21 protein-coding genes and 1 tRNA gene are annotated in these 23171 nt (G+C 59.8%); 10 read left to right on the top strand and 12 right to left on the bottom strand.

Annotated features, from left to right (window positions below):
- Window positions 1-8: 8 nt before the first annotated feature.
- Window positions 9-1016: a cysteine synthase A gene (locus EM6_RS09715; RefSeq protein ID WP_126422321.1), complete on the bottom strand. Its 1008-nt coding sequence runs from the start codon at window positions 1014-1016 to the stop codon at window positions 9-11.
- A gap of 270 nt (window positions 1017-1286) precedes the next feature.
- Between EM6_RS09715 and thrB the strand changes: the two genes are divergently transcribed.
- The 5 genes from thrB to rpoD all read left to right on the top strand — a co-directional run bounded on the left by thrB (window position 1287) and on the right by rpoD (window position 8271).
- Window positions 1287-2252 carry a homoserine kinase gene (thrB, locus tag EM6_RS09710; protein ID WP_126422319.1) on the top strand — a complete coding sequence of 322 codons (966 nt, stop codon included), beginning with the start codon at window positions 1287-1289 and terminating at the stop codon, window positions 2250-2252.
- Window positions 2253-2326: 74 nt separating this feature from the next.
- A complete protein-coding gene (locus EM6_RS09705; protein ID WP_126422317.1) occupies window positions 2327-2902 on the top strand; it encodes a hypothetical protein in 576 nt (191 codons plus the stop codon).
- A gap of 297 nt (window positions 2903-3199) precedes the next feature.
- Window positions 3200-4114 carry an aspartyl protease family protein gene (locus EM6_RS09700; RefSeq protein WP_126422315.1) on the top strand — a complete coding sequence of 305 codons (915 nt, stop codon included), beginning with the start codon at window positions 3200-3202 and terminating at the stop codon, window positions 4112-4114.
- Window positions 4115-4164: 50 nt separating this feature from the next.
- A complete protein-coding gene (dnaG, locus tag EM6_RS09695; protein ID WP_126422313.1) occupies window positions 4165-6075 on the top strand; it encodes a DNA primase in 1911 nt (636 codons plus the stop codon).
- Between the two features lie 105 nt (window positions 6076-6180).
- On the top strand, window positions 6181-8271 hold the full coding sequence (gene rpoD / locus EM6_RS09690) for an RNA polymerase sigma factor RpoD (RefSeq protein ID WP_126422311.1): 2091 nt from the start codon (window positions 6181-6183) through the stop codon (window positions 8269-8271).
- Window positions 8272-8317: 46 nt separating this feature from the next.
- Here the strand turns inward: rpoD and EM6_RS09685 are convergent, their stop codons facing one another.
- From EM6_RS09685 to EM6_RS09660, 6 genes are all read right to left on the bottom strand, one after another.
- Complete coding sequence (locus EM6_RS09685; RefSeq protein WP_126422309.1) at window positions 8318-9616, bottom strand: bifunctional folylpolyglutamate synthase/dihydrofolate synthase; 1299 nt, start codon at window positions 9614-9616, stop codon at window positions 8318-8320.
- Between the two features lie 27 nt (window positions 9617-9643).
- Window positions 9644-10078 (bottom strand): hypothetical protein, encoded by a 435-nt coding sequence (locus tag EM6_RS09680; protein ID WP_126422308.1) that lies wholly within the window; start codon window positions 10076-10078, stop codon window positions 9644-9646.
- A 44-nt stretch (window positions 10079-10122) separates the two neighbouring features.
- Window positions 10123-11061 (bottom strand): acetyl-CoA carboxylase carboxyltransferase subunit beta, encoded by a 939-nt coding sequence (locus EM6_RS09675; protein ID WP_197723571.1) that lies wholly within the window; start codon window positions 11059-11061, stop codon window positions 10123-10125.
- Between the two features lie 114 nt (window positions 11062-11175).
- Window positions 11176-11994, bottom strand: coding sequence for a tryptophan synthase subunit alpha (trpA, locus tag EM6_RS09670; RefSeq protein WP_126422304.1), 819 nt, complete (start codon window positions 11992-11994; stop codon window positions 11176-11178).
- 2 nt (window positions 11995-11996) lie between these two features.
- On the bottom strand, window positions 11997-13193 hold the full coding sequence (trpB, locus tag EM6_RS09665) for a tryptophan synthase subunit beta (protein WP_126422998.1): 1197 nt from the start codon (window positions 13191-13193) through the stop codon (window positions 11997-11999).
- Between the two features lie 52 nt (window positions 13194-13245).
- On the bottom strand, window positions 13246-13908 hold the full coding sequence (locus tag EM6_RS09660) for a phosphoribosylanthranilate isomerase (RefSeq protein WP_126422302.1): 663 nt from the start codon (window positions 13906-13908) through the stop codon (window positions 13246-13248).
- 121 nt (window positions 13909-14029) lie between these two features.
- Between EM6_RS09660 and EM6_RS09655 the strand changes: the two genes are divergently transcribed.
- A complete protein-coding gene (locus EM6_RS09655) occupies window positions 14030-14974 on the top strand; it encodes a glucokinase (RefSeq protein WP_126422300.1) in 945 nt (314 codons plus the stop codon).
- 160 nt (window positions 14975-15134) lie between these two features.
- On the opposite strand, the gene mscL is transcribed toward EM6_RS09655, so the two are convergent.
- The 4 genes from mscL to cmk all read right to left on the bottom strand — a co-directional run bounded on the left by mscL (window position 15135) and on the right by cmk (window position 18701).
- The gene (gene mscL / locus EM6_RS09650; protein ID WP_126422298.1) at window positions 15135-15530 is read right to left on the bottom strand and encodes a large-conductance mechanosensitive channel protein MscL; all 396 of its coding nucleotides are present in this window, start codon (window positions 15528-15530) and stop codon (window positions 15135-15137) included.
- Between the two features lie 28 nt (window positions 15531-15558).
- The gene (locus EM6_RS09645) at window positions 15559-15855 is read right to left on the bottom strand and encodes an integration host factor subunit beta (protein ID WP_013479844.1); all 297 of its coding nucleotides are present in this window, start codon (window positions 15853-15855) and stop codon (window positions 15559-15561) included.
- A gap of 312 nt (window positions 15856-16167) precedes the next feature.
- Entirely contained in the window at window positions 16168-17856 is a 1689-nt protein-coding gene (gene rpsA, locus EM6_RS09640) for a 30S ribosomal protein S1 (RefSeq protein ID WP_126422296.1), read from the bottom strand.
- 203 nt (window positions 17857-18059) lie between these two features.
- The gene (gene cmk / locus EM6_RS09635; protein WP_126422294.1) at window positions 18060-18701 is read right to left on the bottom strand and encodes a (d)CMP kinase; all 642 of its coding nucleotides are present in this window, start codon (window positions 18699-18701) and stop codon (window positions 18060-18062) included.
- Window positions 18702-18886: 185 nt separating this feature from the next.
- On the opposite strand from cmk, the gene EM6_RS09630 reads away from it, so the two are divergent.
- The 4 genes from EM6_RS09630 (at window position 18887) to EM6_RS09615 (ending at window position 21022) form a co-directional block, all read left to right on the top strand.
- Window positions 18887-19375 (top strand): TIGR02300 family protein, encoded by a 489-nt coding sequence (locus tag EM6_RS09630; RefSeq protein ID WP_126422292.1) that lies wholly within the window; start codon window positions 18887-18889, stop codon window positions 19373-19375.
- Window positions 19376-19478: 103 nt separating this feature from the next.
- Window positions 19479-20336 (top strand): hypothetical protein, encoded by an 858-nt coding sequence (locus EM6_RS09625; protein ID WP_126422290.1) that lies wholly within the window; start codon window positions 19479-19481, stop codon window positions 20334-20336.
- Window positions 20337-20464: 128 nt separating this feature from the next.
- Window positions 20465-20540, top strand: a tRNA-Ala gene (locus tag EM6_RS09620).
- Between the two features lie 209 nt (window positions 20541-20749).
- On the top strand, window positions 20750-21022 hold the full coding sequence (locus EM6_RS09615) for a GNAT family N-acetyltransferase (protein ID WP_126422288.1): 273 nt from the start codon (window positions 20750-20752) through the stop codon (window positions 21020-21022).
- On the opposite strand, the gene EM6_RS09610 is transcribed toward EM6_RS09615, so the two are convergent.
- Window positions 21019-23031 carry a TonB-dependent receptor gene (locus EM6_RS09610; RefSeq protein WP_232037044.1) on the bottom strand — a complete coding sequence of 671 codons (2013 nt, stop codon included), beginning with the start codon at window positions 23029-23031 and terminating at the stop codon, window positions 21019-21021. The two genes, EM6_RS09615 and EM6_RS09610, sit on opposite strands and share 4 nt — an antisense overlap.
- Window positions 23032-23171: the final 140 nt, after the last annotated feature.

Raw genomic sequence — 23171 nt, 5'->3', positions numbered from 1 at the left:
CCTCCGGTTCACCCCTCGCTCCACGGCGGGACGGGCAGGCCTTTGGATTTCAGGAATTCGGCGTTGAAAATCTTCGAGGCGTAGCGGTTGCCATAGTCGCACAGGACGGTGACGATGGTCTTGCCCGGCCCCATCGCCTTGGCCATCTTGATCGCGCCGACGACATTGAGCGCCGCCGAGCCACCGACCAGCAGGCCTTCGTAGCGGTCGAGATCATAAAGCACCGGCAGCCACTCTTCGTCAGCCACCTGACAGGTGAAGTCCGGCGTCAAGCCTTCCAGATTGGCAGTGATGCGCCCCTGACCGATGCCTTCGGTGATCGAGGTGCCTTCGGATTTCAGTTCGCCCGTCGTGTAGTAGCTGAACAGGGCCGCGCCGAACGGATCAGCCAGACCGATCTGTATCGCCGGATTGAACGCCCGCAGCCCCAACGCCATACCGGCCAGCGTGCCGCCGGACCCGACCGAGCAGATAAAGCCGTCGATCTTGCCGTCCGTCTGCGCCCACACTTCGGGAGCGGTGCCGTCAATATGGGCCTGACGATTGGCGACATTGTCGAACTGGTTGGCCCAGATGGCTCCGCCCGGCTCCGTCTTCGCCAGTTCTTCGACCAGACGCCCGGAATAGCGGACATAGTTGTCCGGATTGGAATAGGGAACGGCATCGACCTCGATGAGCTTCGCGCCCAACATGCGGATGGCGTCCTTCTTTTCCTGCGCCTGCGTGCGCGGAATGACGATGACAGCCTTATAGCCCAGCGCATTGGCCACCATGGCCAGACCGATACCGGTATTGCCCGCCGTACCTTCGACAATGGTGCCGCCGGGCTTCAGCAGGCCTTTCGCCTCGGCATCGCGGATGATCCACAGAGCGGCGCGATCCTTGATCGACTGCCCCGGATTGAGGAATTCCGCCTTACCATAGATGTCGCAACCGGTCTCTTCCGACGCGCGTTTGAGGCGGATCAGCGGCGTATTGCCGACAAGGTCGAGTACGGAAGAAACGGTCCTGGCCACGAAACAACTCCTGTTTTCGCCTTTGCGCCTATGGGATTTAAGCCGCAATCCCAAGCGATAGATTCTTACCGGCGGGTTTAGCGCGGCTTACAGATCGGCGCGGCCCCTTATAGGGCAAGGCTTTGAGGATGGTCAATCTTCGGACCACGGCGCGAATGACGCATGACACTAGATAACGGCCCTATTGTCGAAAGGGCGTCGCATTGCGTATAGGCTTGTACCCTCGCCTGAGGATCAGAGCGAGACAATACTTTAGAGGCGTTCGGGCATATGGCCGTTTTCACCAAGGTATCTCTGGAAGAGGCCCGCGCCTATCTGAGCCGGTATGAAATCGGCGACCTGATCCATCTGGAAGGCATCGAAGAGGGCGTTTCCAATACCAATTTCAAGGTCGAAACAACGACCGGCCTCTATGCCCTGACCCTGTTTGAGGCCGCGACGCCCGAAAAAGACCTGCCCTATTTCATGGACTATACCCTGCATCTGGACCGCAAGGGTTATCCGGCGCCGGGTCCGGCCATCATGACAGACGGGACGACCGTCGGTCGCATCAATGGCAAACCGTGCGCCCTGATCAAGTGGCTGCCCGGTCGCTGGCCGCGCAATCCCGATACCCGGCACGCCACTTCGGCGGGTCAATATCTGGCCAAACTACACGCCGCAGGAGCGGATTTCCCCCAGACCCGCGAAAACAGCATGGGCATTGCGCATTGGGACGCCCTGATCAGCCGTTGCGAGCCGCGCGCGGCGCAATCGCCACGCGCCGAAGCCGTGCTGGCCGATTTCCGCGACGAAGTGGCGTGGCTGAAAGCGCGCTGGCCCTCCGATCTGCCGTCGGGGGCTATCCATGCCGACTATTTCACCGACAATGTGCTGATGGACGATGAGGGGCAGGTCACAGGCGTGATCGACTACTACTACGCCTGCACCGACGTCTACGCCTATGATCTGGCTGTGGCGCTGAACGCCTGGGGCTTTACGCCGGGCGGCCAGCCCCTGCCCGACATGATCTCCGCCTTTGTGCAGGGTTATCACGATGAGCGTCCTCTGTCGGAGGCCGAAATCGCGGCTCTGCCGCTGTTCGCGCGCGGGTCCGCCGTGCGTTTCACCCTGACGCGGCTCTACGACCTGCTGAACCATGATCCCTCTTGGGTGGTCAAACCGAAGGACCCGGAAGCCTTTTACCGGCGGCTCGATTACCATCGCTCCATTGCCGCAGGTCAGGCCTATTTCTGAGTATTGACGCCCTCATGAAGGCGTGAGACCACTGGCTGGTGCCGGGTAAACCGGAAGGGTGGGAGACCGTCGCCATGATACTTAGTGTGCTGGCCGCGCTGCTTTTGGCCTCAACGCCGGCTAAACCCGTCGCCGATATTCCGCCGCCCCTGACCCATGGCGTCTTTGTCGACAAGGGGGCCTGCCCCGGAGAAGCCTGCGGTTTGTCAGGTAAGTTGCAGTGGACGCGGCCCGTCCCGGTTTATGATCGCCCCTCTCCCAAGGCGCGCAAGATTGGCTCGCTGCGCGCCAATGAATGGGCGGACGTCGTCGAGCGGGAGTTCCATTACCCTCCCCTGCGGGGTGTCGTGGTCGAGCCCAATAGCCAAGCCAACGAACTCGCCAAGGGCGATGTCGTTTACATCATTGGCTATTCGGGTGAGGGCTGGCTGGTACTGTGGCGGTCCGGGCAGCGCCTGGGCTGGGCTGAGTCTGACATAGAGCCCGGCCTTGCCGAAATCGCCTGGGACCCGGTTCCCCAAAACCGCCCCGCGCCGGTCATGTGGCTCAAAATCAAGCGCGCCAAAGGCACCACGGGCTGGGTCAATGACCTGACGGGTGTGCGGTGTGCGGGCATGATCCGTGATGACGGTTGTCCGCCGCTGCCGTAAACGGCCCGACAAAACTGAACATGCGAAAATATGAACCACAACGAGTACGCAAAGGTCGTGCGGTGCGTTGTCCTGCCGTGCCTGTCCCGTACTTCTTGCGTGTAATACCAAGGGTCATTGAAAATGACTCTTGGTATTACATTCGAGAATACCTCATGTTGCTGATACATATGAGAAATTCTCGTGTCTTCAACAGCCAGATGCGGTTAGCATCTTCGGCCGTTGGTATAGGTTGACACCCACCCAAGGACGTGAGATGCGTTAAGACAACCGGGGAAACACCGGGGGGAGGGAAAAATGATTAGCAAACGTCAGTGTCTGGCAGGACTGTCGGGTCTTGCTTTCGCCACATCACCCGCGCACGCAAACGAGATTTCAGTACCGATCGCGGTCGCCCGATCGCGGCGGATAATGACCAGCCTCACCATCCACGACCAGGGGCCATTCTATTTTTTTGTAGATACCGGTGCTTTCATCAGCGGTATCCGCCCATCTCTGGCCCGTAAGCTGGGCCTGCGCCGTGTTGAGAGTATGCGCACATCCGGCCTTGGCGGTAGCGATTACACCCATATATACGAAGCAACGGATGTGGTCTTCGGCGAGAGCTTTCGCGTCAAGGCCATGGCCATGGGCGGACTGGAGATTCTCGAAAGCCGGGATTACGAGGGTCTTCTGGCGGCTGGTTTTCTGACGGGTGTACCCAGCCAGCTCGATTTTGAAGCCTCGCGTATTCGCTTCCAGTCCGGCGGCGAAAGATTTGACACGACGGGTTATCATCCGTGGCCCAGCCGCCGTGAGCAGCAGGGTGCGGGTGAAAAAATCTATGTCGATGTCATGATCGACGGCATTAAGGCCAATTGCCTGCTTGATACGGGCTCACCTCCGGCCCTTATTTTGCATCCTCAGTTTGTTAGAAAGAACAAACTGTGGGACCGCTATGCCCATCCTCGGGAGCAACCGATCAAGGGCATACATGGCGACACCACCAAATCGCGCTATGTGCACGCGGACTCGCTGGACATAGGCGGATTTCCGATAAAGGGGGCCCCCGTGACCCTACTTGACCCACAAGCTAACAGCGGTTTTGGTCTGGATGACGGGATTATCGGTATGGGCGCTATCGGCCGCTTCAATCACATCTTCGCCAAAGATGGTCTGCTCGTTAAACCCAACCGTTATTTCGACAAGGTGGAACCGCTTTTCTCTGCGTAAGCAAAGCCGCTTTCTCTTTTCTTTCCGGGTGCAAGGCGTATATGTAAACCGTGCGCTTCGACGATCGTTTTCTGGAAGAACTGAAATCCCGCTTGCGGCCGTCTGAGGTCATTGGCAAGGCGGTCAAGCTGCGCCGCAATGGCCGCGAATGGGTCGGCCTGTCGCCGTTTTCCAAGGAAAAAACACCGTCTTTCTACGTCAATGACGAGAAGGGGTTCTTCCATGATTTCTCCTCCGGCAAACACGGCGACATCATCTCCTTCCTTCAGGAGACGGAGCGTCTGAGCTTTGTCGAGGCCGTCGAACGGCTGGCCAGCGAAGCGGGCATGGCCCTGCCGGTGCAGACGCCACAGGCGGCGCAAGCCGAACAGAAGCGGCAATCGCTGAACGACTGGATGGAACTGGCGGCCCGCTGGTTTGCCGCCCGTTTGCACGATAACACGCCGGGCGCCAGGGCCGCGCGTGACTATCTGAAAAAGCGCGGCCTGTCTGAACAGGACGTCGCGCATTTCGGTCTGGGATACGCGCCCAAGGAGCAGACGGCACTGAAAGATGCGCTGGTGCAGAAAGGCGCCAAGGTTTCCGAACTGGTCGAATGCGGCCTGCTGATCGAAATTGAGGGTAAGGCCCCCTATGACCGTTTTCGCAACCGCCTGATGTTCCCCATCGAGGACGCGCGCTCAAAGATCGTCTCGTTCGGCGGGCGGGCGCTCGATCCCGACGAAAAAGCCAAATATCTCAACGGGCCGGAAACTCCGCTGTTCCACAAGGGGTCGCTGTTGTACGGCCTGCCCAAGGCGCTGAAAATTCTCGGCTCCAGCCAGACGGGGCCGGAACTGGTCGTGGTCGAAGGCTATATGGACGTGCTGGCCTGTCAGCGGGCGCAGATCGCCGCCGTCGCGCCGCTGGGCACCGCCCTGACCGAAGAACAGATCGACATTTTGTGGCGTCGCCACCCGGAGCCCACCCTGTGCTTCGACGGCGACAAGGCCGGTATGCGCGCCGCCAACCGGGCGCTGGACCGCGCCCTGCCGAAACTCAAGCCGGGTAAGTCGTTCAAGGTCTGCCTGATCACCGGCGGCAAGGACCCGGACGACGTCCTGCGCGAAAAGGGCGCTTTGGCGCTGCGCGAATCCCTCAGCGAGACCCAGCCCTTTGTCGAGGTGCTGTTCAAACGCGAACTGGAGCTGGAACCGCTCGATACGCCGGAGCGCAAGGCCGGCCTGCGCAAGCGGTTGCGGGCACTAGCGGCGCAGATCGAGGACAAGGACCTGGCCGACTCCTATCGGCAGGATCTGATGGCGCGCTACGACGCCCTGTTCCAGCGTCAGCCACAAACCTTTCAGCCGGGGTTTCAGGCCGGTTTTCAGGGCGCACAGGCCCGCGGGCGCTTTCCGCGCCGCGACGCGCAAGGCCGCCTGATCGAGCCACCGACCATCGCCACGCCGGAAGGTCAGCAGGCCGCCCGCGCCCTGTCGAAAGCGCTCGATCCGATGGCCGCGGCACTGGCGCAGGGTCTGCTCGATCATCCCGACTGGATGTTTGACCATATGGAAGCGCTGGAATCCTATGGACTTGGCGACCCGGCGCTTGACGGACTGGTTCGCGCTCTGGTCGCTTTAAGTTTTTCCACAAGCCCCCTTGACTCAGGCGCTGTGAACCGCCATCTGCAAAATCAAGGTTTCGGCGCATTGTTGAGCGAGATACAAAAGGCGGCCCTCAGATCGGCCTCGCCAATCCTCGCACAGGACACAACTCTCGCAGATGCGCAGGCCGGCTGGATCAAAGCGTTCAATGCGTTCGCGCGTTTGACGGCCTTGGATCGTGCGTTGAAGGCAGCCCGTGACGACGCTTCGGCAGAATTTGATGCCGAAATTTTCGTCCGGACCAAGCAGGAACGCGACAGTTTGCGCAAAGCCTTGAAAAGCGGACAAATTTTTGAAGCGGAAAGCGACGTCTAGGTTAAGACTTCGTTGATCTTCTTCGTAAATATAGGTTTGGTGCGGCAAAAATGCCGCATCTGGTTCCAAGGTCTCATGACGGCTGCGTCATGGGCGGAGAGATAGATGAGCACAGCGACGGACAAACCCGAAGCCGATACGCCCTCTGACGGCCCCCTTCTCGACCTGACCGATGCCGGCGTCAAGAAATTCATCAAGAATGCGAAGGCCCGCGGCTACGTCACTATGGACGAGCTGAACAAGGTGCTGCCGTCCGAAGAGTTTACTTCGGAGCAGATCGAAGACACCCTGGCCATGCTCACCGAGATGGGCGTGAATGTCGTCGATTCCGAAGAGGAAGCGACTGAGGGTGGCGAAATCGCGGTCCGCGAGGAAACCGGCGGCGTAGTCGTTGCCGAAAAGACCTCGTCCTACGACCGCACCGATGACCCTGTGCGCATGTATTTGCGCGAAATGGGCTCGGTCGAGCTTCTGTCGCGCGAAGGCGAAATCGCCATCGCCAAGCGCATCGAAGCCGGTCGCGACACTATGATCCGTGGCCTGTGTGAATCGGCCCTGACCTTCGAAGCCATCATGATCTGGCGCGAGGAACTGGAGTCGGGCCGCATCCTGCTGCGCGAAATCATCGACCTCGAAGGCACCTATGGCGGTGGCCCGTCGGAAGGCCCGCCTCCGGGAGCGCTGGATGACGACGCCGAAGAAGAGGACGCCGACGCGCCGATCGCCATGCGCGCGCCTGAGCCGGTTGTGAAGGCCCCTGAGCCGAAACCGGAGCCCAAGCCTGAGCCCAAGATTGAGGCCAAAAAGCCGGAGCCAAAGAAGAAGGCGGATGGCGACGACGAGGACGAAGACGACTACGTCCCGATGGATGAGGAAGAGAAGAAGCCTCAGCCGGAAGAAGAAGAGGAAGACGATTTCGACGACGGCGCCGGGCCTTCGGTGTCGGCGATGGAATCGGAACTGCGCGAAGGCGTGATGGCGACACTGGACGCCATTGCCGGTGAGTTTGAAACCTATCGCAGCCTTCAGGAGCGCATTCTGGGCGCGCGTCTCGAAGGGTCGCCCGTCGATCCGGCGGACAAGGTGGCCTATGACGAAGTCACCTCGGCGATTACCCGTCACCTCAAGACGTTGAAGCTCAACAATCAGCGCATCGAAGCGCTGGTCGAGCAGCTTTATACGATCAACAAGCGCCTGATGTCGCTGGAAGGCCGCTTGCTGCGTCTGGCCGACTCCTACGGTATTTCCAGACAAGAGTTTTTGCAGAACTACTACCACCGCGAGCTTGATCCTCAGTGGACGGACAAAGTGCGTGCGCTGGGCGTGCGCTGGCAGAAGTTTGCCGACAACGAAGCTGGTCCCATTGGCCGTATCCGCGCCGACATCATTCAACTGGCGACCGACATGGGCGTGGCCGTCGATGATTATCGTCGCATCGTGCAGACGGTACAAAAGGGCGAGCGCGAGGCCCGTCAGGCCAAGACCGAAATGGTCGAGGCCAATCTGCGTCTCGTTATCTCGATTGCCAAGAAGTACACCAACCGTGGCCTGCAATTCCTTGACCTGATTCAGGAAGGCAATATCGGCCTGATGAAGGCCGTCGATAAGTTCGAATATCGCCGCGGCTATAAGTTCTCGACCTACGCCACCTGGTGGATTCGTCAGGCCATCACACGCTCGATTGCCGATCAGGCGCGCACCATCCGTATCCCGGTGCACATGATCGAAACGATCAACAAGATCGTCCGCACCTCGCGTCAGATGCTGCATGAAATCGGCCGCGAACCGACGCCGGAAGAACTGGCCGAAAAGCTGGCCATGCCGCTGGAGAAGGTGCGCAAGGTTCTGAAGATCGCCAAGGAGCCGATCTCTCTCGAAACCCCCATCGGGGACGAAGAGGATTCGCACCTCGGCGACTTCATCGAAGACAAGAACGCCGTCCTGCCTATCGACGCGGCGATCCAGTCGAACCTGCGCGAAACCACGACGCGCGTTTTGGCGTCTCTGACGCCGCGTGAGGAGCGCGTGCTGCGGATGCGCTTCGGCATCGGTATGAACACCGACCACACGCTTGAAGAGGTGGGTCAGCAGTTCTCGGTGACGCGCGAACGTATCCGCCAGATCGAGGCCAAGGCGTTACGCAAGCTGAAACACCCCAGTCGCTCGCGCAAACTGCGCTCGTTCTTGGACAGCTAACGGGGTGTGGGGTCACAGACCCCACACCCCTTTAATTGAAAGACCATTAAACAGGCCAAGTATCCGGCGACAGGGCCAGCACATCTCCGGCTAGGTATAAAGAGCCACAGATCAGCACGCGCGCGGGGCCGTCGGTGATACGCGACATAGCTTCCATTACGCTCTCCGAGACGGTCGCGGCAAAGCCGCTTTGGGCCGCCTTGGCCGCCAACTCGGCGGGCGTGATGACGGCATCAGACGAAAAGCCGACGCAGGTAATTTTGGCTTCAAGCCCTTTGAAATGCGCGAAAAATTCGGTCGCGTCCTTGGTATTAATCAGCCCACAGATCAAATGCAACGGCTTGGGGTCACGCACTTGGAGCCGGTCGATATGGGCGCGCAAAGCCCGCGCCGCGTGCGGATTATGCCCACCATCGAGCCACAGTTCCGAGCCTTCGGGAAGCGCCGCCACCAAAGGGCCAGTCTTTAAACGCTGCATCCGCGCGGGCCAGACGGCGGCTTGCAAGCCCTGATCCATGGCCTCTGACGACCAGCCCATCAACCGCGCCGCCTTGATGGCCAGAGCCGCATTGTCAATCTGATGCGCGCCGGGCAGACGCGGCAGGCTTAGATCCAACAAGGCATCTTCGTCCTGAAAAACGAGGCGACCGTTTTCTTCGTGCGTATCAAAACCTTGGCCTGCCGTATAGAGCGGGCTGCGCGCCTTGAGGGCGGCCCGCTCAATGACGGCTTCGGCTTCATCCGCCTGACGCGCGCTGATGACAGGGCAACCGGGCTTGATTATCCCGGCCTTCTGCTTGGCGATGGTGGTCAGGTCATTGCCCAGAAAGGCCTGATGATCGTAGTCGATCGGCGTGATGATACTGATCTTCGGTGCACGGACTATATTGGTGGCGTCCAGCAAACCACCCAGCCCGGTTTCGAGCAGCAGCACATCGGCCTCGACCTCAGCAAAGGCCAGAAAGGCCGCCGCTGTCGTCGCTTCAAAAAAGGTCAGGGGCTCGCCGGCATTGGCTTTCTCCACGCGATCCAGCACGTCCGCCAGATAATCGTCCGTAATCAGAGTACCGGCCACACGGATGCGTTCGGCAAAGCGCACCAGATGTGGCGAGGTATAGACATGAACGCGCAGACCCTGCGCCTCGGCCATCGCCCGCAGGAGCGCCAGGGTCGAACCCTTGCCATTCGTGCCCGCCACATGGATCACCGGCGGCAGACGATCCTGCGGATTGTCCAAAGCCTCACAGACCCGCAGCATTCGATCCAGTGTCAGGTCGATCTTCTTGGGGTGAAGCGCTTTGAGCCGCTCCAGCGGCGCATCAAAGGGTAACAGGCGGTCGGTCATACCGCCCCTTTAGCATCTCTACCTGATTTAAGGGAGGGCTTTCGCCACATCCCTGTCAGGACGGCGGATGAGCCATGCCACAGAGCCCGCAGTAAACCCTATGGCCGCACAAAAGCCCGCTAAGGGCAGACTGGGAAACAAAAACAAAGACGCTAGCGCTCCGCCCACAACCGAGCAAATGGCATGAACCCAATAACCCGTTTGGTGATACTTCTGCAAAAGCGCTTGGACGGGTAGGCCTATAAAAATCATCGGCAAAAGCGTGCAAACGAAGATGTAGGTAAAAGCAAAAAAAGCCGAAAACGACGAGAAATACGTTAAGATGCTACTTAACTTTTCTGGGTTGCCTATCCCGTCTATGAACACGGAAAGAATTAATATCAGTAAAAAAATGAATGCCGGTGTCCCCGCACCAATGATGCAGGCACCAAGGGATTTTATCAGCGGCCAACGGTCAAACATCACAGGCTCCCCCTCGTCACCTGCGCCCTGTTACGAATGCAGGGTCAATGACCCTGCCGGCGTTTGCCATCCATGAGCATGGACATCAGCGCACCCAGAACTTCGGGAAGCTCCGCACGCGGAACAACGCGGTCAACCATGCCCTTATCCACCAGATACTCGGCCCGCTGGAAGCCTTCGGGCAGCTTTTCGCGAATGGTGGTTTCGATCACGCGCGGCCCGGCAAAGCAGATCAGCGCGCCCGGCTCCGCCAGATGGATGTCGCCCAGCATGGCGTAGGAGGCCGACACGCCCCCCGTGGTCGGGTCGGTCAGGACAACGATATAGGGCAGTTGCGCGGCCTTCAGTTCCTGAATGGCCAGCGTCGTGCGCGCCAGCTGCATCAGGGACAGGGTCCCCTCCTGCATGCGCGCCCCGCCCGAAGCCGTGATGGCCACCAGCGGCACCTTGCGCTCAACGGCGTAGCGGCAGGCGGCGATAAAGGCTTCACCGGCCGCCATGCCGAGCGAGCCGCCCATGAAGGTGAAATCCTGCACCAGCACCACGCAGGGCACGTCCGACACCTTGCCATAGCCGATCTGCATGGTGTCCTTAGCACCCGACGCCTCACGCGCCGCTTTCAGGCGCTGCGCATAGGGCTTGCCGTCGGAAAAATGCAGCGGGTCTTCGGGCACGGCGGGCGTATCTAGGGCCTCGTATTCGCCGTTGTCGAAGGTGAAGGACAGGCGCGTCTGGGCATTGATGCGCATGTGCCGACCGGTCGGCGTCACCCATAGAGACGCTTCGAGATCGGGGCGGTAGATCATCTCGCCCGTATCCGGGTCCTTGACCCACAGGTTTTCGGGCGTTTCACGCTTGGACACGAATTTGGAGACGCCGGGGGCAATCTTGGCGAGCCATCCACCGCTGTCGCGGCGGTCCGTGGGTCGGGCGGTATTCGTCAAGGCGCGTCTACTCTTGGCTAATTTATCGGCAATGGCCATGTAAGGTCACTAACTCCGGGGGCGCTCAAAAATCTATGCGTTTTTTCTGAGGTGAGCCGTGCCAATAAAGGGTTAACGAACCCTTTCATTCACCGGCTTCCACAGTTTGAGGGCCTAGTTTCTCGCGTTACGGACAGCCTGAGCCAAAAGGCTCGCGGTTTCCAGCACTTTTGTGCTGGATGGGGAATTTTCAAGTAAAGATTTCGCTATTGCGTCCACCAGCACCGAGCCGACAACGCTGCCATCGGCGATGCGGGCCACCTCGGCGGCGCGCTCCGGCGTCTTGATGCCGAAGCCCACCACAACGGGCAGGTTGGCGACCTCCCGCACATGGGCCACGGCCTCGCGGATACCTTCGGCATTAACCTCCTTGACGCCGGTGACACCGGCCACCGAGACGTAATAGACGAAGCCCTTGGTGCGCTTCACCAGCGTTTTCAGGCGGTTGTCGTCGCTGGTAGGCGTGATCAGGCGGATTAGCGCCACATCGGCAGCATCCAGCGCGTCAATCAGACGCTCGGCCTCTTCCGGCGGACAATCGACGACGATCACCCCATCGACGCCCGCCTTCGCGCAGGCTTCGGCAAAGGCCGGATAGCCCATATTCTCAACGGGGTTCATGTACCCCATCAGAATCAGCGGCGTTTCGGCGTCCGATTCACGAAAGCGTGAAGCCAGGGCAAACACGTCGGCCATCTTTGTCCCGTTCTTCAGCGAACGTTCGGCAGCGAGCTGAATGATCGGGCCTTCGGCCATCGGGTCGGAGAAGGGGAAGCCCAGCTCGATAATGTCGGCCCCGGCCTCCACCAGCCCTTTCAGCAGGTCGAAAGAGGTGTCGAGGTCCGGATCGCCGGCCATGATGTAGGAGACAAAAGCCGCCCGGTTCTCCGCCTTGAGTTGGGCGAAGCGGGCGTCGATACGCGCGACTGACACGGTTAGAGATTCCCCATTTGCTGACCGAGCGCCTTGGCGACGGTGAAAATGTCCTTATCGCCCCGGCCCGACAGGTTGAGCACGATGACGCCGCCCTTACCGACCTCCTTGGCCAGATCGCCCAGGCGGGCGATGGCGTGCGAGGATTCGAGCGCCGGAATAATGCCTTCGAGGCGCGAGGTGAGCTGGAATGCCTCCAGAGCCTCTTCGTCGGTGGCATAGACGTAACGCGCGCGGCCCGTATCGAACAGGTGGGCGTGTTCCGGCCCGATGCCCGGATAGTCGAGACCGGCCGAGATCGAGTGACCTTCCAGAATCTGACCGTCCTCGTCCTGAAGCAGGTAGGTGCGGTTGCCGTGCAGCACGCCCGGACGGCCGCCATTCAGCGAGGCGGCGTGCCCGTTATAGACATCCAGCCCGTGACCGGCGGCTTCGACGCCGACAATCTTCACGCTCTCATCGTCGATGAAGGGGTGGAACATGCCGATGGCGTTGGAGCCCCCGCCGACGCAGGCAATCACAGCGTCCGGCAAACGGCCTTCGGCCTCAAGAATTTGCTGGCGCGTCTCCTTGCCGATTATCGTCTGGAAGTCGCGCACCATCTCCGGATAGGGGTGCATACCGGCGGCGGTGCCGATCATATAATAGGTGTCGTGGACATTGGTGACCCAATCACGCAGCGCCTCGTTCATGGCGTCCTTCAGGGTACCATTACCGTTGGTCACCGGGTGCACCTTGGTGCCCATAAGCTGCATGCGGAAAACATTGGGCTTTTGACGCTCAACGTCCAATGCGCCCATATAGACCGTACACGGAAGATCGAACTTGGCGCACACCGTGGCCGAAGCCACGCCGTGCTGACCGGCTCCGGTTTCGGCGATGATGCGCGTGCGGCCCATACGTCGCGCCAGCAGGATCTGACCGATGCAGTTATTGATCTTATGCGCGCCGGTGTGGTTCAGTTCTTCGCGCTTGAAATAGATTTTGGCGCCACCGAAATACTCGGTCAGGCGCTCCGCCAGATAGAGCGGGCTGGGGCGACCAACGAAGTATTTGAGAAGATGGTGGTACTCCGCCCAGAAGGCCTCATCCTGTTTCGCCTGCGCCCATGCTTCGCCCAATTCGAGAACGAGCGGCATGAGGGTTTCGGGGACATAGAGCCCACCGAACTCGCCGAAGCGCCCCTTGGCGTCCGGCATATTGTAGCGATTGGTCAGGATGGCGTCATCCACGGTGAAAGGTCCTTCTGGATTAAAGCTCTTTTACGGCCTTAAGAAACTGAGAGATCAGTGCTGCGTCTTTTAGTCCCGGTGCCCGCTCAACACCAGAAGAAACATCGACCATCTTCGCTTTCGACTGCGAAACCGCCTCGGCGACGTTCCAGGGGGTAAGCCCCCCGGCCAGCAACCATGGGCGTGACGACGGGTAGCCCTCCATCAGCGTCCAGTCGAAACGCGCGCCAACTCCACCGGGCAGGGTGGCATCCTTCGGCGGTTTGGCATCAAACAGCAAATGCTCAACCACGTCTTCATAAGGCGCGGCGGCCAGCACATCGGCGCGGCTTTCGACGCTGATGGCCTTGATCAGCGGAATACCAAAGCGCGCGCGGATATGGCGGACACGCTCAGGGCTTTCATGGCCATGCAGCTGGATCAGGTCGGGCCGAACCTTTTGCATGAGGGCCTCAAGCAGCGCATCGTCCGGATCGACCACAACACTGACGCACTGCGTTTTTTTATTCGCGTGCGCAGTATAGGAAGTCGCGTTTGCAATCAACTGCGCCATGCGATCCAAGTCAAGATGCCTCGGGCTTTTCGGAAATGAGATGAAGCCCAACATGCCAGCGTTGTCATCTATCGCAATGCGAGCGCTATCATCATCCGTTATACCGCAGATTTTCGCCTTAATCGTCATGAAACGCCTTGATTTTCGTACCAGATGCGCTGAGCTTTAAGAAAAATCAAGAATTAGGGCGCTAATTCTCGACTCACATAAAACGCGCCGGACAAACGGCGTACCGTACAGGGGATAGTACATGACCGCCGTTCTTTTGAGCGACCTCTCCAATAGTGCCCACATGAAGCTGGCGCTGGTAACGCCGGGGGCGCGCCCGACAGAGGCTACGCTTTATCCATGCAAGTCGATCGAAGAATTCAACGCTTCCATAGTCGATTTCCTCGAAGCCAACAACCAGCCTGAGCTGATGGCCGCGGCGGTTTCGGCCTGTGGCTGGGAAGTGGATGGCGGCTTTTCCATGCCCAACCACGGCTATCGCATCGACCGGCAGCACCTGCGCGAGCTTCTGAACATTCAGCGCCTGCACGTCGTCAATGACTGCGTGTGCAAGGCGATGGCGGTGGATCGTCTCTTCACTTCCGAACTGTTCAAGGTCTGTGGCGGCGAAGGCGAGGACGGGCAGGTCCGCGCCCTTGTCGGGGCCGGACGCGGCCTTGGGCTGGCGGCCATTATCATGGATGATCTGGGACATCCGACGGTGTTGCCCTGCGAAGGCGGTCATGCCGATCTGGCGGTGACGACGCCGCGTGAAGCGCAGGTGTTTGAACATTTAGAGCGCAAATACGGCCACGTGTCGCGCGAACGCGTCGTCAGCATGCAGGGACTGGCGGAAATCTACGAAATTTTAGGACAGGTGGACGCCGGCGATAACCGCCGCGTCAATGCTTCCGAGGTGGTCGCCCTCGCCCATACCGGCGATGCGCGGGCACTAGAAGCCGTGAGCCTCAGTCAGGGCTTTCTGGCCGCTATGGCGTCCGACACGGCTCTGATGCTGGGGGCGCGCGGGGGCATCTATCTCGCCGGTGAGTATGTGGAACTGATCAGCGACCTGATCGACTGGAAGGGCTTTGAGGCGCGCTTCACTGATAAGGGACGGCTGCGTGGCTATATGCAGGACATACCGGTCTATCTCATCCGGGCGCGTGATCTGGAACTGATCGGTCTGACCACCCTTTTTGGGTAAAAGAAAAGGCGCGGAACTCACCGCGCCTTGTTACTTATACCAACGGCCGAAGATGCTGACCGCATCCGGCCGTTGAAGACACGAGACTGTCTCATATGTGTCAGCAACATGAGACATGTCTCGAAAGGCATACCAAGAGTCATTTCAATGACCCTTGGTATTATTTCTTCTTCAACTCTTCAAGAATACCGGCCAGCAGATCCTTTTCCGAGGGCCCCGGATCAGCCGCGGGCGCGGCGGGGGGTGGAAAGAGGCGGTTGATCGCTTTGACGACCATAAAGATGGCCGCGCCGATAATCACAAACTGAATCAGTGTATTGATGAAGATGCCATAGCTGATGGCCACTTCGGGCGTGTCACCCACGGCGGCTTTCAGGACCAGCTTGAGGTCCGAAAAATCCACGCCGCCGGTCAACAGACCGATAGGCGGCATGATGATATTGTCCACAAGCGAGGACACGATCTTGCCGAACGCACCGCCAATCACGACACCGACCGCCAGGTCGATGACATTGCCGCGCATCAGGAAGGTTTTGAATTCCGAAACAATGCTCACGGGCACCCCCTCTGTTTATGTGTTTATTTTATTCGTTGTCGTCGCCCGACAGGTTCAGGCGCTCGCGCAATTCCTTGCCGCTTTTGAAGAAGGGCACGTGCTTGGCGGGGACCGAGACCGCTTCACCGGTGCGCGGGTTACGCCCCACGCGCGCCGGACGCGAGCGCACCGAAAAGGCCCCAAAGCCCCGCAGCTCGACCCGGCCACCCTTTTCGAGCGTCTCGATCATGGATTCCAGAATCAGGTTGACGATCCGCTCGACGTCTTTCTGCGTCATATGCGGATATTCGGACGCCAAACGCTCGATCAGTTCCGATTTTAACATCTTATCCCCCGAACACAGGTTCGAAATATATAGGCGTCCGGTGATCCACGGTCTGAATCTTATGACCACGTTGCAACGCAGCCGGACACCCGCCAGCACATCATCTTGCGAGCATGATCGAAAACGAAAGCCGCTTCAAGGGGTTGTTTCAAAAATTAATAGCCGTTGCGACGAAATGTATACGAAATATGCGCTCATCCGCACGATGCCGCGCCTGTGAGGCGCTGCGGCGCACAAAAAAAGCCCCCGCTTTTCAGTTCTTGCGAAGCTGAAAGGCGGGGGCCGCATTAAAGACAATTAAGTCTGAAAGGCTTACTCTTTGGTCGAACCGCGCAGGGCCGCGCCCAGGATGTCGCCCAGCGAAGCGCCGGAGTCCTGAGAGCCGTACTGCTCGATGGCCTGCTTTTCGTCAGCCATTTCCAGAGCCTTGATCGAGACGGACACCTTGCGGGCGGCCTTATCGACATTGGTGATCTGGGCATCGACGCGATCACCCACGGCGAAGCGCTCAACGCGCTGCTCGTTGCGGTCGCGCGACAGGTCCGACTTGCGGATGAAGGCCGACACCGGAGCATCGTCTTCGCCGAACTTGACTTCGATACCGCCCGAAGTGACTTCGGTGACGGTGACGGTCACGGTCTGGCCCTTGCGGAAGGTGTCGCCCGACATCGGATCGCCGCCGAGTTGCTTGATACCCAGCGAGATGCGTTCCTTTTCGACGTCAACGTCCAGAACCTTGGTCTTGACGATGTCGCCCTTCTTGTACTTGGCGATGGCTTCTTCGCCCGCGACGTTCCAGTCGAGGTCGGAGAGGTGGACCATGCCGTCGATGTCGTTTTCGAAGCCGACGAACAGACCGAATTCGGTCGCGTTCTTCACTTCGCCTTCGATCACCGAACCGATCGGGTGCTTGGACAGGAAGTCATCCCACGGATTGTTCTGAGCCTGCTTAAGGCCCAGCGACACGCGGCGCTTGCCGGCATCGACTTCCAGCACGACCACTTCGACTTCCTGAGAGGTCGAAACGATCTTGCCCGGATGGACGTTCTTCTTGGTCCACGACATTTCCGAAACGTGCACCAGACCTTCAACGCCCGACTCCAGCTCGACGAACGCGCCGTAGTCAGTGATGTTGGTGATGCGACCGGTGAACTTGCCACCGACCGGGTACTTGGCTTCGACACCGTCCCACGGATCGGATTGCAGTTGCTTCATGCCCAGCGAGATACGCTGCGTGTCCGGATTGATCTTGATGATCTGGACGCGGACGCTGTCGCCAACATTGAGGACCTGCGACGGATGCGACACGCGCTTCCACGACATGTCGGTAACGTGCAGCAGACCGTCGATGCCGCCGAGGTCAACGAACGCACCGTAGTCGGTGATGTTCTTGACGACGCCGTCACGGATTTCGCCTTCGGCCAACTGACCGACCAGCTCGGTGCGCTGTTCGGCGCGGGCTTCTTCGAGGATGGCGCGACGCGACACGACGATATTGCCGCGCGGACGATCCATCTTGAGGATGGCGAAGGGTTGTTCCTTGCCCATCAGCGGGGCAATGTCGCGCACCGGACGGATATCGACCTGCGAACCGGGCAGGAAGCCCGAAGCGCCGTCCATATCGACGGTGAAGCCGCCCTTGACGCGGCCGACGATGGTGCCCATGACCGGCTCGCCACGGTTGAAGATGGCTTCGAGGCGGGTCCAGGCTTCTTCGCGACGGGCCTTCTCACGGCTGATGACCGCTTCGCCCATGGCGTTTTCGACGCGTTCCAGATAGACTTCGACGGTGTCGCCGGTCTTGATGCTGGCGGCGTCCGAGCCGAATTCCTTCAGCGAGACGCGGCCTTCGGTCTTCAGACCGACGTCGACAATAACGAAGTCCTTTTCCAGGCCGACGACCAGACCGTGTACGACCTGACCTTCGAGCATGTCACGGCCGTGCAGGGATTCGTCCAGAAGGGCCGCGAAATCGTCACGCGACGGATTATAATCGCTCATGTAATCTCAGTTTGGGTTGGCGCTGAGGCATGGCCGTGACGAAGACGGCGACGTCGGACAGGAACGGCGAAGCGCACGGCTTCGGCCACACGGACAGCGGCTTTTTGAAGGGGAATGTCACATGCCGGAGGCCCCGTAAAAGGTTCCGCAAAGCGCCGTTCGTGATCCTGCCTGATAAAAGAGCGCCGGTGAGATTGACCCTTCTAAAAAGAGCCGCGGCGGTCCTTCACGATGCGTCGCGCATGTTCGATGGCCGCCTCTATACCTAAATCGGTCGTATCAAGCAAGACGGCATCGTCAGCCATGGACAGCGGAGCCGAAGACCGCGACGAGTCGCGCTCATCGCGCAGCCGGATATCGGCCAGCACATCCTCATAGGCCAGTTCGGGATTACTCTTCACCAGTTGCAGCCAGCGGCGATGGGCGCGCACCTCGGCACGGGCGGTGACGAAGATTTTGACTGGCGCATCGGGCGCAATCACCGTGCCGATATCACGACCATCGAGCACAGCGCCGCCCGGCTGATGCGCGAAGTCGATCTGAAAGCGTTTCAGGGCGTCACGCACTTCGGGAATGGCGGCCACCTGCGAGGCCCATTCACCCGCCTCGCGGCCGCGCAGGTCAGGATTGTCAAGCGTTTGGGTATCCAGCGTCCGCGCGATAGCCACCAATTGCGGCACGTCTTCGAGCGTGAGCCCCTGCTGCGCCCGCAAAAACCCGACGGCGCGATAGATCAGGCCCGTATCGAGCATCGGCAGGCCATAGTCCTGCGCTATGACCGAGGCCAAGGTCCCCTTACCAGAGGCCGCGGGACCGTCGAAGGCGATGATGAGGGATTGCGTCATAAGGGCCGCTTTTAGATAGGCCTGACAAAGCCCGCAACCCCCTTCACTCGCCTAACCTCAGGATAAACCGGCATACGGAAGGTCATAAAAAGGGGCAAAATGCCGAAAATCCGTTTTGACAGGCGCGCGATCTGGTGGCAAGGGAGGCCAAAGCTTTATAGTTTTCCACTTTATGAGGACGCTCCGTGGCTGATCCCGCCCTTGGCACCAAACAGATTTGTCCGAATTGCACGGCCAAGTTCTACGACCTGAACAAACGTCCGGCCCACTGCCCCAAATGCGCTTTCGAGTTCGATCCCGAAGAAGCGCTGCGTACCCGTCGCACCCGCGTCCGTCCGGTCGCGCCGGACGAGTATGAAATGGACGATGAGGCCGAAGATCAGGTCAAGGGCAAGACCCCCGGCGAAGAGGACGAAGACGAAGAACCGGAAATCATCACGCCGGAAATCGACGAAGTCGTTGCTGATGACACGCTTCTGGCCGACGAAGACGATGAGCTTGATCCCGCCGATCCGGCCCGTGTCGCGCCCGATCCGGTCGATATGGACATCGAAGACGCCGACCTGGCGGACGACGATGCCGATGATGTGCCCTTCCTCGAAGACGATGAGGACGACACCTTCGACGAAGACATCGACGGTCTGCCCGGCGAAGGCAACGAAGACGATATCTGATCGTCCGTCACAGGATAGAAAAGCCGCGAAGTTTGCGCTTCGCGGCTTTTTTTGTTCCCAAAATTACAACCAATGGTATAAATAACACTGAAAGGGTGGGAACATGGACAAAACCGTTATTGCACATCTGGCGACACTTTCGCTGCAAGCACAATTTTCAGACAAGGATGGTGCGGCGTTCGCCTGCATGGCCTTTCGTGACAACTGGACCCAGGCCATTCCAGGCATCGAAATGCTGATGACCGCCAACCAGCCGCACAGTGGATTCGATGCCGTCGCCTATTGGCATTCGTCCAGCCGCCAGGTGATCGTCGTCTGCCGGGGGACGGACGGTTTCACGTCTCAAAAGGATTGGATCGCGTCAGTGAGCCAAGCCCTGAGGACGAATGCCGGTCAGATACCCGATGCTTTCGACTTTTTGCAAAACGCCTGGGCTCTCGCGATGAGCAAACATGCCCCTGATGGGTTGTTTTTGGCCGGCACGTCGCTAGGAGGCGGACTGATAGACGGTCTTGCGGTTTACGCACGCAGCCTACTCAGCCCACGCGACTTTGGCGGCCGTACGATCAAAGCGATTGGCACGGCCTCCGCAGGGTTTGCGAAGGCTTTTGAGACGTATGCGCAGCAAAACGGGCTGACACAGACACTGACCGATAGGGCGACGCATTATGTTCGGGCCGCAGATTTCGTACCCGGCCACCCGCTGCGCAACATATTTGGGGTGGACGTTGAGATTGCCTCCATCTACCACGGGATTATGGAGCGCCCGCACAAGAGCGACAACTGGCTATACGATTGGACGTCAGACATGCTGGAAAATCATCGCCATGCGCTTTATTTCGAGTATTTCACGGTCCCCGGCACCAATCACATCTGGCGTAACAGCAAAGGGATTTATTCCATAGAACCCGGCTCGCAACCGGGATGGAACCGTTCAGCCAAGCGCCCGAAAAACTTTTAGGCGTCCCCTTTCACGGACCTGTGAAAAAATCAAAAAAACTTCGAAAAAGCGCTTGCATGTCAAAATGCCTTGCCCTAGAAGTCGCGACCTCAGCGGCGGCGACGCCAACGAGACCATCGAAAAGAGATGGGGCTATAGCTCAGTTGGTAGAGCGCTTGAATGGCATTCAAGAGGTCAGCGGTTCGACTCCGCTTAGCTCCACCATTAAAAAAGGCTCTCCGTAGGGAGAGCCTTTTTTAATGGTTTCGTCGAAAGACAGGGTAATACCAACGGCCGAAGATGCTGACCGCATCCGGCCGTTGAACACACGAAGGCGCATCAGGTCGCCCCTTCACCTGCACCATTTCCTCTCTTCTTTTTACGCTCTGGTGCTTAAGCCTGATCCTTCCCATCTCTGACTGAAGGAGGCCGCCATGAGCCCTATCATCGACAATACCGCCCAAAGCCGCTTTGAGCTGAGCCGCGACGGAAACACCGCCTATGCCGACTATCATCTGAGCGGTCAGGTGCTGAACATCGACTATGTGTTTGCGCCGCCTGAACTGCGCGGTTCTGGTGCGGCCGGCGACCTGATGAAGGGCATTGTCGCCCATGCCCGCGGCACGGGCCTTAAGGTGCATCCGATCTGCGGCTATGCGGCCGCGTGGCTGAAACGCTCATCCGAGAGCCACGATCTTCTGGTCTAACGCCAGCGTAGAGACAGCATTACCGCCCGGCGGTTATCATAGCTCAGCACACCGTCGGCGGTGCGCTGAATAGGTATATCCGCGTCCAGAGCGTTATCGACACTCAGACGCAAACTCAGAGCCTCCGTTACGGGACGCTCAGCCATCAAACGCAGTCGGGAAGCTGGCGACAGGCGCTGCCGGTTGAGGTCGTCCTCAAACGACTCACCTATAAACAACCAGTCGGCACTGAGCCGCGTCCGGTCCAGCCGATAATCGCCCCCCACCGACAGCAGATAGGCCGGAGCCTGCGCCGGGCGTTTGCCCTTGAGAACCGGATTGCCACCGGCCATCTCAGCATCGGTGGCCGTACCGGACAGGGTGAGGGTCAGACGCTCAGCCGCCCGCCAACGCGCCGACAGCTCCAGCCCCGTGGCCCACACCTCACCGGCATTCTGACGCTGCCGCAGCACCCCACCCGCCGGGATAAAGCCCGCCGTCGGGAAGGTGCCCGGTCCAAAACCCACAGTGATATTGCTGATCGGATCACTCAGCCGATTATGGAACACACCCAGATCGACGCTTAGCCCGTTCACTGCATAGCGCCAGCCCGCCTCTATGCCGCTCAGCGTTTCCGGTTTCAGCGCGCTATTGGCCTCAGTGACATCATTGCCGACGCGAAAGGGGCGATAAAGTTCATTCAGGGACGGCGGCCGAAAACCATTATTGACCGCCGCGCGCCACTGCTGAGTGCCTACTTGCCGCGTAAGGCCCAGACGCGCCGATACCACCGTCGTTTCCGCCTCCGAAGGACGTAAATCCAGTACGGATGCCCCCGTACTCAGGTCGCTTTCACGGCGAAACCCACGGGTCGTCCGCCAGTTATCGGCGCGCACCGCTCCGGTCAGGCTGACCGCACCGAACCGCCGCGTGCCCTGAATATACAGTCCGCTCAGATCGGTGCGCCCGCCTGCTTCGCGATAGCGCGTGGCCACACCGCTGACATAACGAAAGCGCTCGCGCGCCTCGCCTTCGCTGCGGCGGGCATCAACCCCCACCTCCCACTCGCCGTCATCGCTTTCACGACGCCAGGCGGCATTAAACCCATAGCCTTCGGCCGGCGTGGCGAACTGATCATTGGCCAGACTTGTGCCCGCACGCCCGCTCAGGACCGACACGGAGCGGTTGGAGAGGTCGCTGTCGCGATACCAGAGCTGAAGCCGGTAGCCGGCGCCTGTCTCTGCGGTGGGGCGGGTCAGACTGAGGGCGTACTGATGACCCCTGGCGCGCGCGGTGGCCCCCGACAGGCCGGTATCGCGGCGGCTGTCGTAACGCCCGGCGATCAGGGTCAGATCGTGTCCCCTCGCCTCACCGCGCCACGTTACCAGTGTGGCCTCATCATCACCGAAGACGCCTTCATCCGCCGCCCCGCGCTGAGTGCCGCGCGCTGCCGCATCCCCGTATCGGCGGGCGCGACTGTAGTGCAAGGCCAATCCACCCACTCCGCCATTGAGTTGCACGCCCCAGCTTCCGCTGTCGCCCCAATCCAGACCGCCCGACACGCTGGTCTGCGGCGGCGCGAGGTCGAGGTCAACAACCCCCGTCAACGCTCCGGCTCCATAGGCCCCGCCACCTGCCCCACGCACCACGCGGGCCCGGTCGATAGCGTCCGCCGGTAAACTGGCCCAGATGACCCAGCCGCCGAACGGATCATTCTGCGGCACGCCATCCAGCGTCACCAGCGCCCGCCCGGCTCCGGACGGCGCTATGGCCCGCAAGGACAGGCCCTGAATGGTTGGATTGGCGCTCAGGCTGGATTGCCGACGGAACAGGGAGGCCTGCGCTTCTGCCTTCAGGGCCTCATCCAGACTGCTGGCGGCATCTATGGCCGGTTTGCCGACGCTGAGGGTCGAAAAAGCGGCATCCCCGCGAAACGGCGTGAGCCGTCCGCGCACGATGATCTCAGCCTCTTCCGCTCCGGTCGGGGCCGCCAGAGACAGGCCAAGCAGCCACCCCATCAAGACTGCCATAGCCTTATGCCTCCCATAAATCCACCACACATCTGATCTCGAAAAGCGCTGCCAAACGTTTGCAATGCAGCATTAAACCCACACCCAGAGGATATAGGGCAGCGCAGATGGCTTTACAGGGTGGGCCGAATGAATTTATG

This window comes from Asticcacaulis excentricus (genome assembly GCF_003966695.1).
Classification (GTDB): domain Bacteria; phylum Pseudomonadota; class Alphaproteobacteria; order Caulobacterales; family Caulobacteraceae; genus Asticcacaulis; species Asticcacaulis excentricus_A.
The sequence above is the reverse complement of the archived record's forward strand: the minus strand, read 5'-3'. Positions and strand labels throughout refer to the sequence as shown.

Bases quoted from the DNA above. Each gene is read 5' to 3' on its own strand.
- thrB (WP_126422319.1), top strand. From the start codon at position 1,287: ATGGCCGTTTTCACCAAGGTATCTCTGGAAGAGGCCCGCGCCTATCTG.
- EM6_RS09705 (WP_126422317.1), top strand. From the start codon at position 2,327: ATGATACTTAGTGTGCTGGCCGCGCTGCTTTTGGCCTCAACGCCGGCT.
- EM6_RS09700 (WP_126422315.1), top strand. From the start codon at position 3,200: ATGATTAGCAAACGTCAGTGTCTGGCAGGACTGTCGGGTCTTGCTTTC.
- rpoD (WP_126422311.1), top strand. From the start codon at position 6,181: ATGAGCACAGCGACGGACAAACCCGAAGCCGATACGCCCTCTGACGGC.
- EM6_RS09685 (WP_126422309.1), bottom strand. From the start codon at position 9,616: ATGACCGACCGCCTGTTACCCTTTGATGCGCCGCTGGAGCGGCTCAAA.
- EM6_RS09680 (WP_126422308.1), bottom strand. From the start codon at position 10,078: ATGTTTGACCGTTGGCCGCTGATAAAATCCCTTGGTGCCTGCATCATT.
- EM6_RS09675 (WP_197723571.1), bottom strand. From the start codon at position 11,061: ATGGCCATTGCCGATAAATTAGCCAAGAGTAGACGCGCCTTGACGAAT.
- trpB (WP_126422998.1), bottom strand. From the start codon at position 13,193: ATGCCGGACGCCAAGGGGCGCTTCGGCGAGTTCGGTGGGCTCTATGTC.
- EM6_RS09660 (WP_126422302.1), bottom strand. From the start codon at position 13,908: ATGACGATTAAGGCGAAAATCTGCGGTATAACGGATGATGATAGCGCT.
- EM6_RS09655 (WP_126422300.1), top strand. From the start codon at position 14,030: ATGACCGCCGTTCTTTTGAGCGACCTCTCCAATAGTGCCCACATGAAG.
- EM6_RS09645 (WP_013479844.1), bottom strand. From the start codon at position 15,855: ATGTTAAAATCGGAACTGATCGAGCGTTTGGCGTCCGAATATCCGCAT.
- rpsA (WP_126422296.1), bottom strand. From the start codon at position 17,856: ATGAGCGATTATAATCCGTCGCGTGACGATTTCGCGGCCCTTCTGGAC.
- cmk (WP_126422294.1), bottom strand. From the start codon at position 18,701: ATGACGCAATCCCTCATCATCGCCTTCGACGGTCCCGCGGCCTCTGGT.
- EM6_RS09625 (WP_126422290.1), top strand. From the start codon at position 19,479: ATGGACAAAACCGTTATTGCACATCTGGCGACACTTTCGCTGCAAGCA.
- EM6_RS09615 (WP_126422288.1), top strand. From the start codon at position 20,750: ATGAGCCCTATCATCGACAATACCGCCCAAAGCCGCTTTGAGCTGAGC.
- EM6_RS09610 (WP_232037044.1), bottom strand. From the start codon at position 23,031: ATGGCAGTCTTGATGGGGTGGCTGCTTGGCCTGTCTCTGGCGGCCCCG.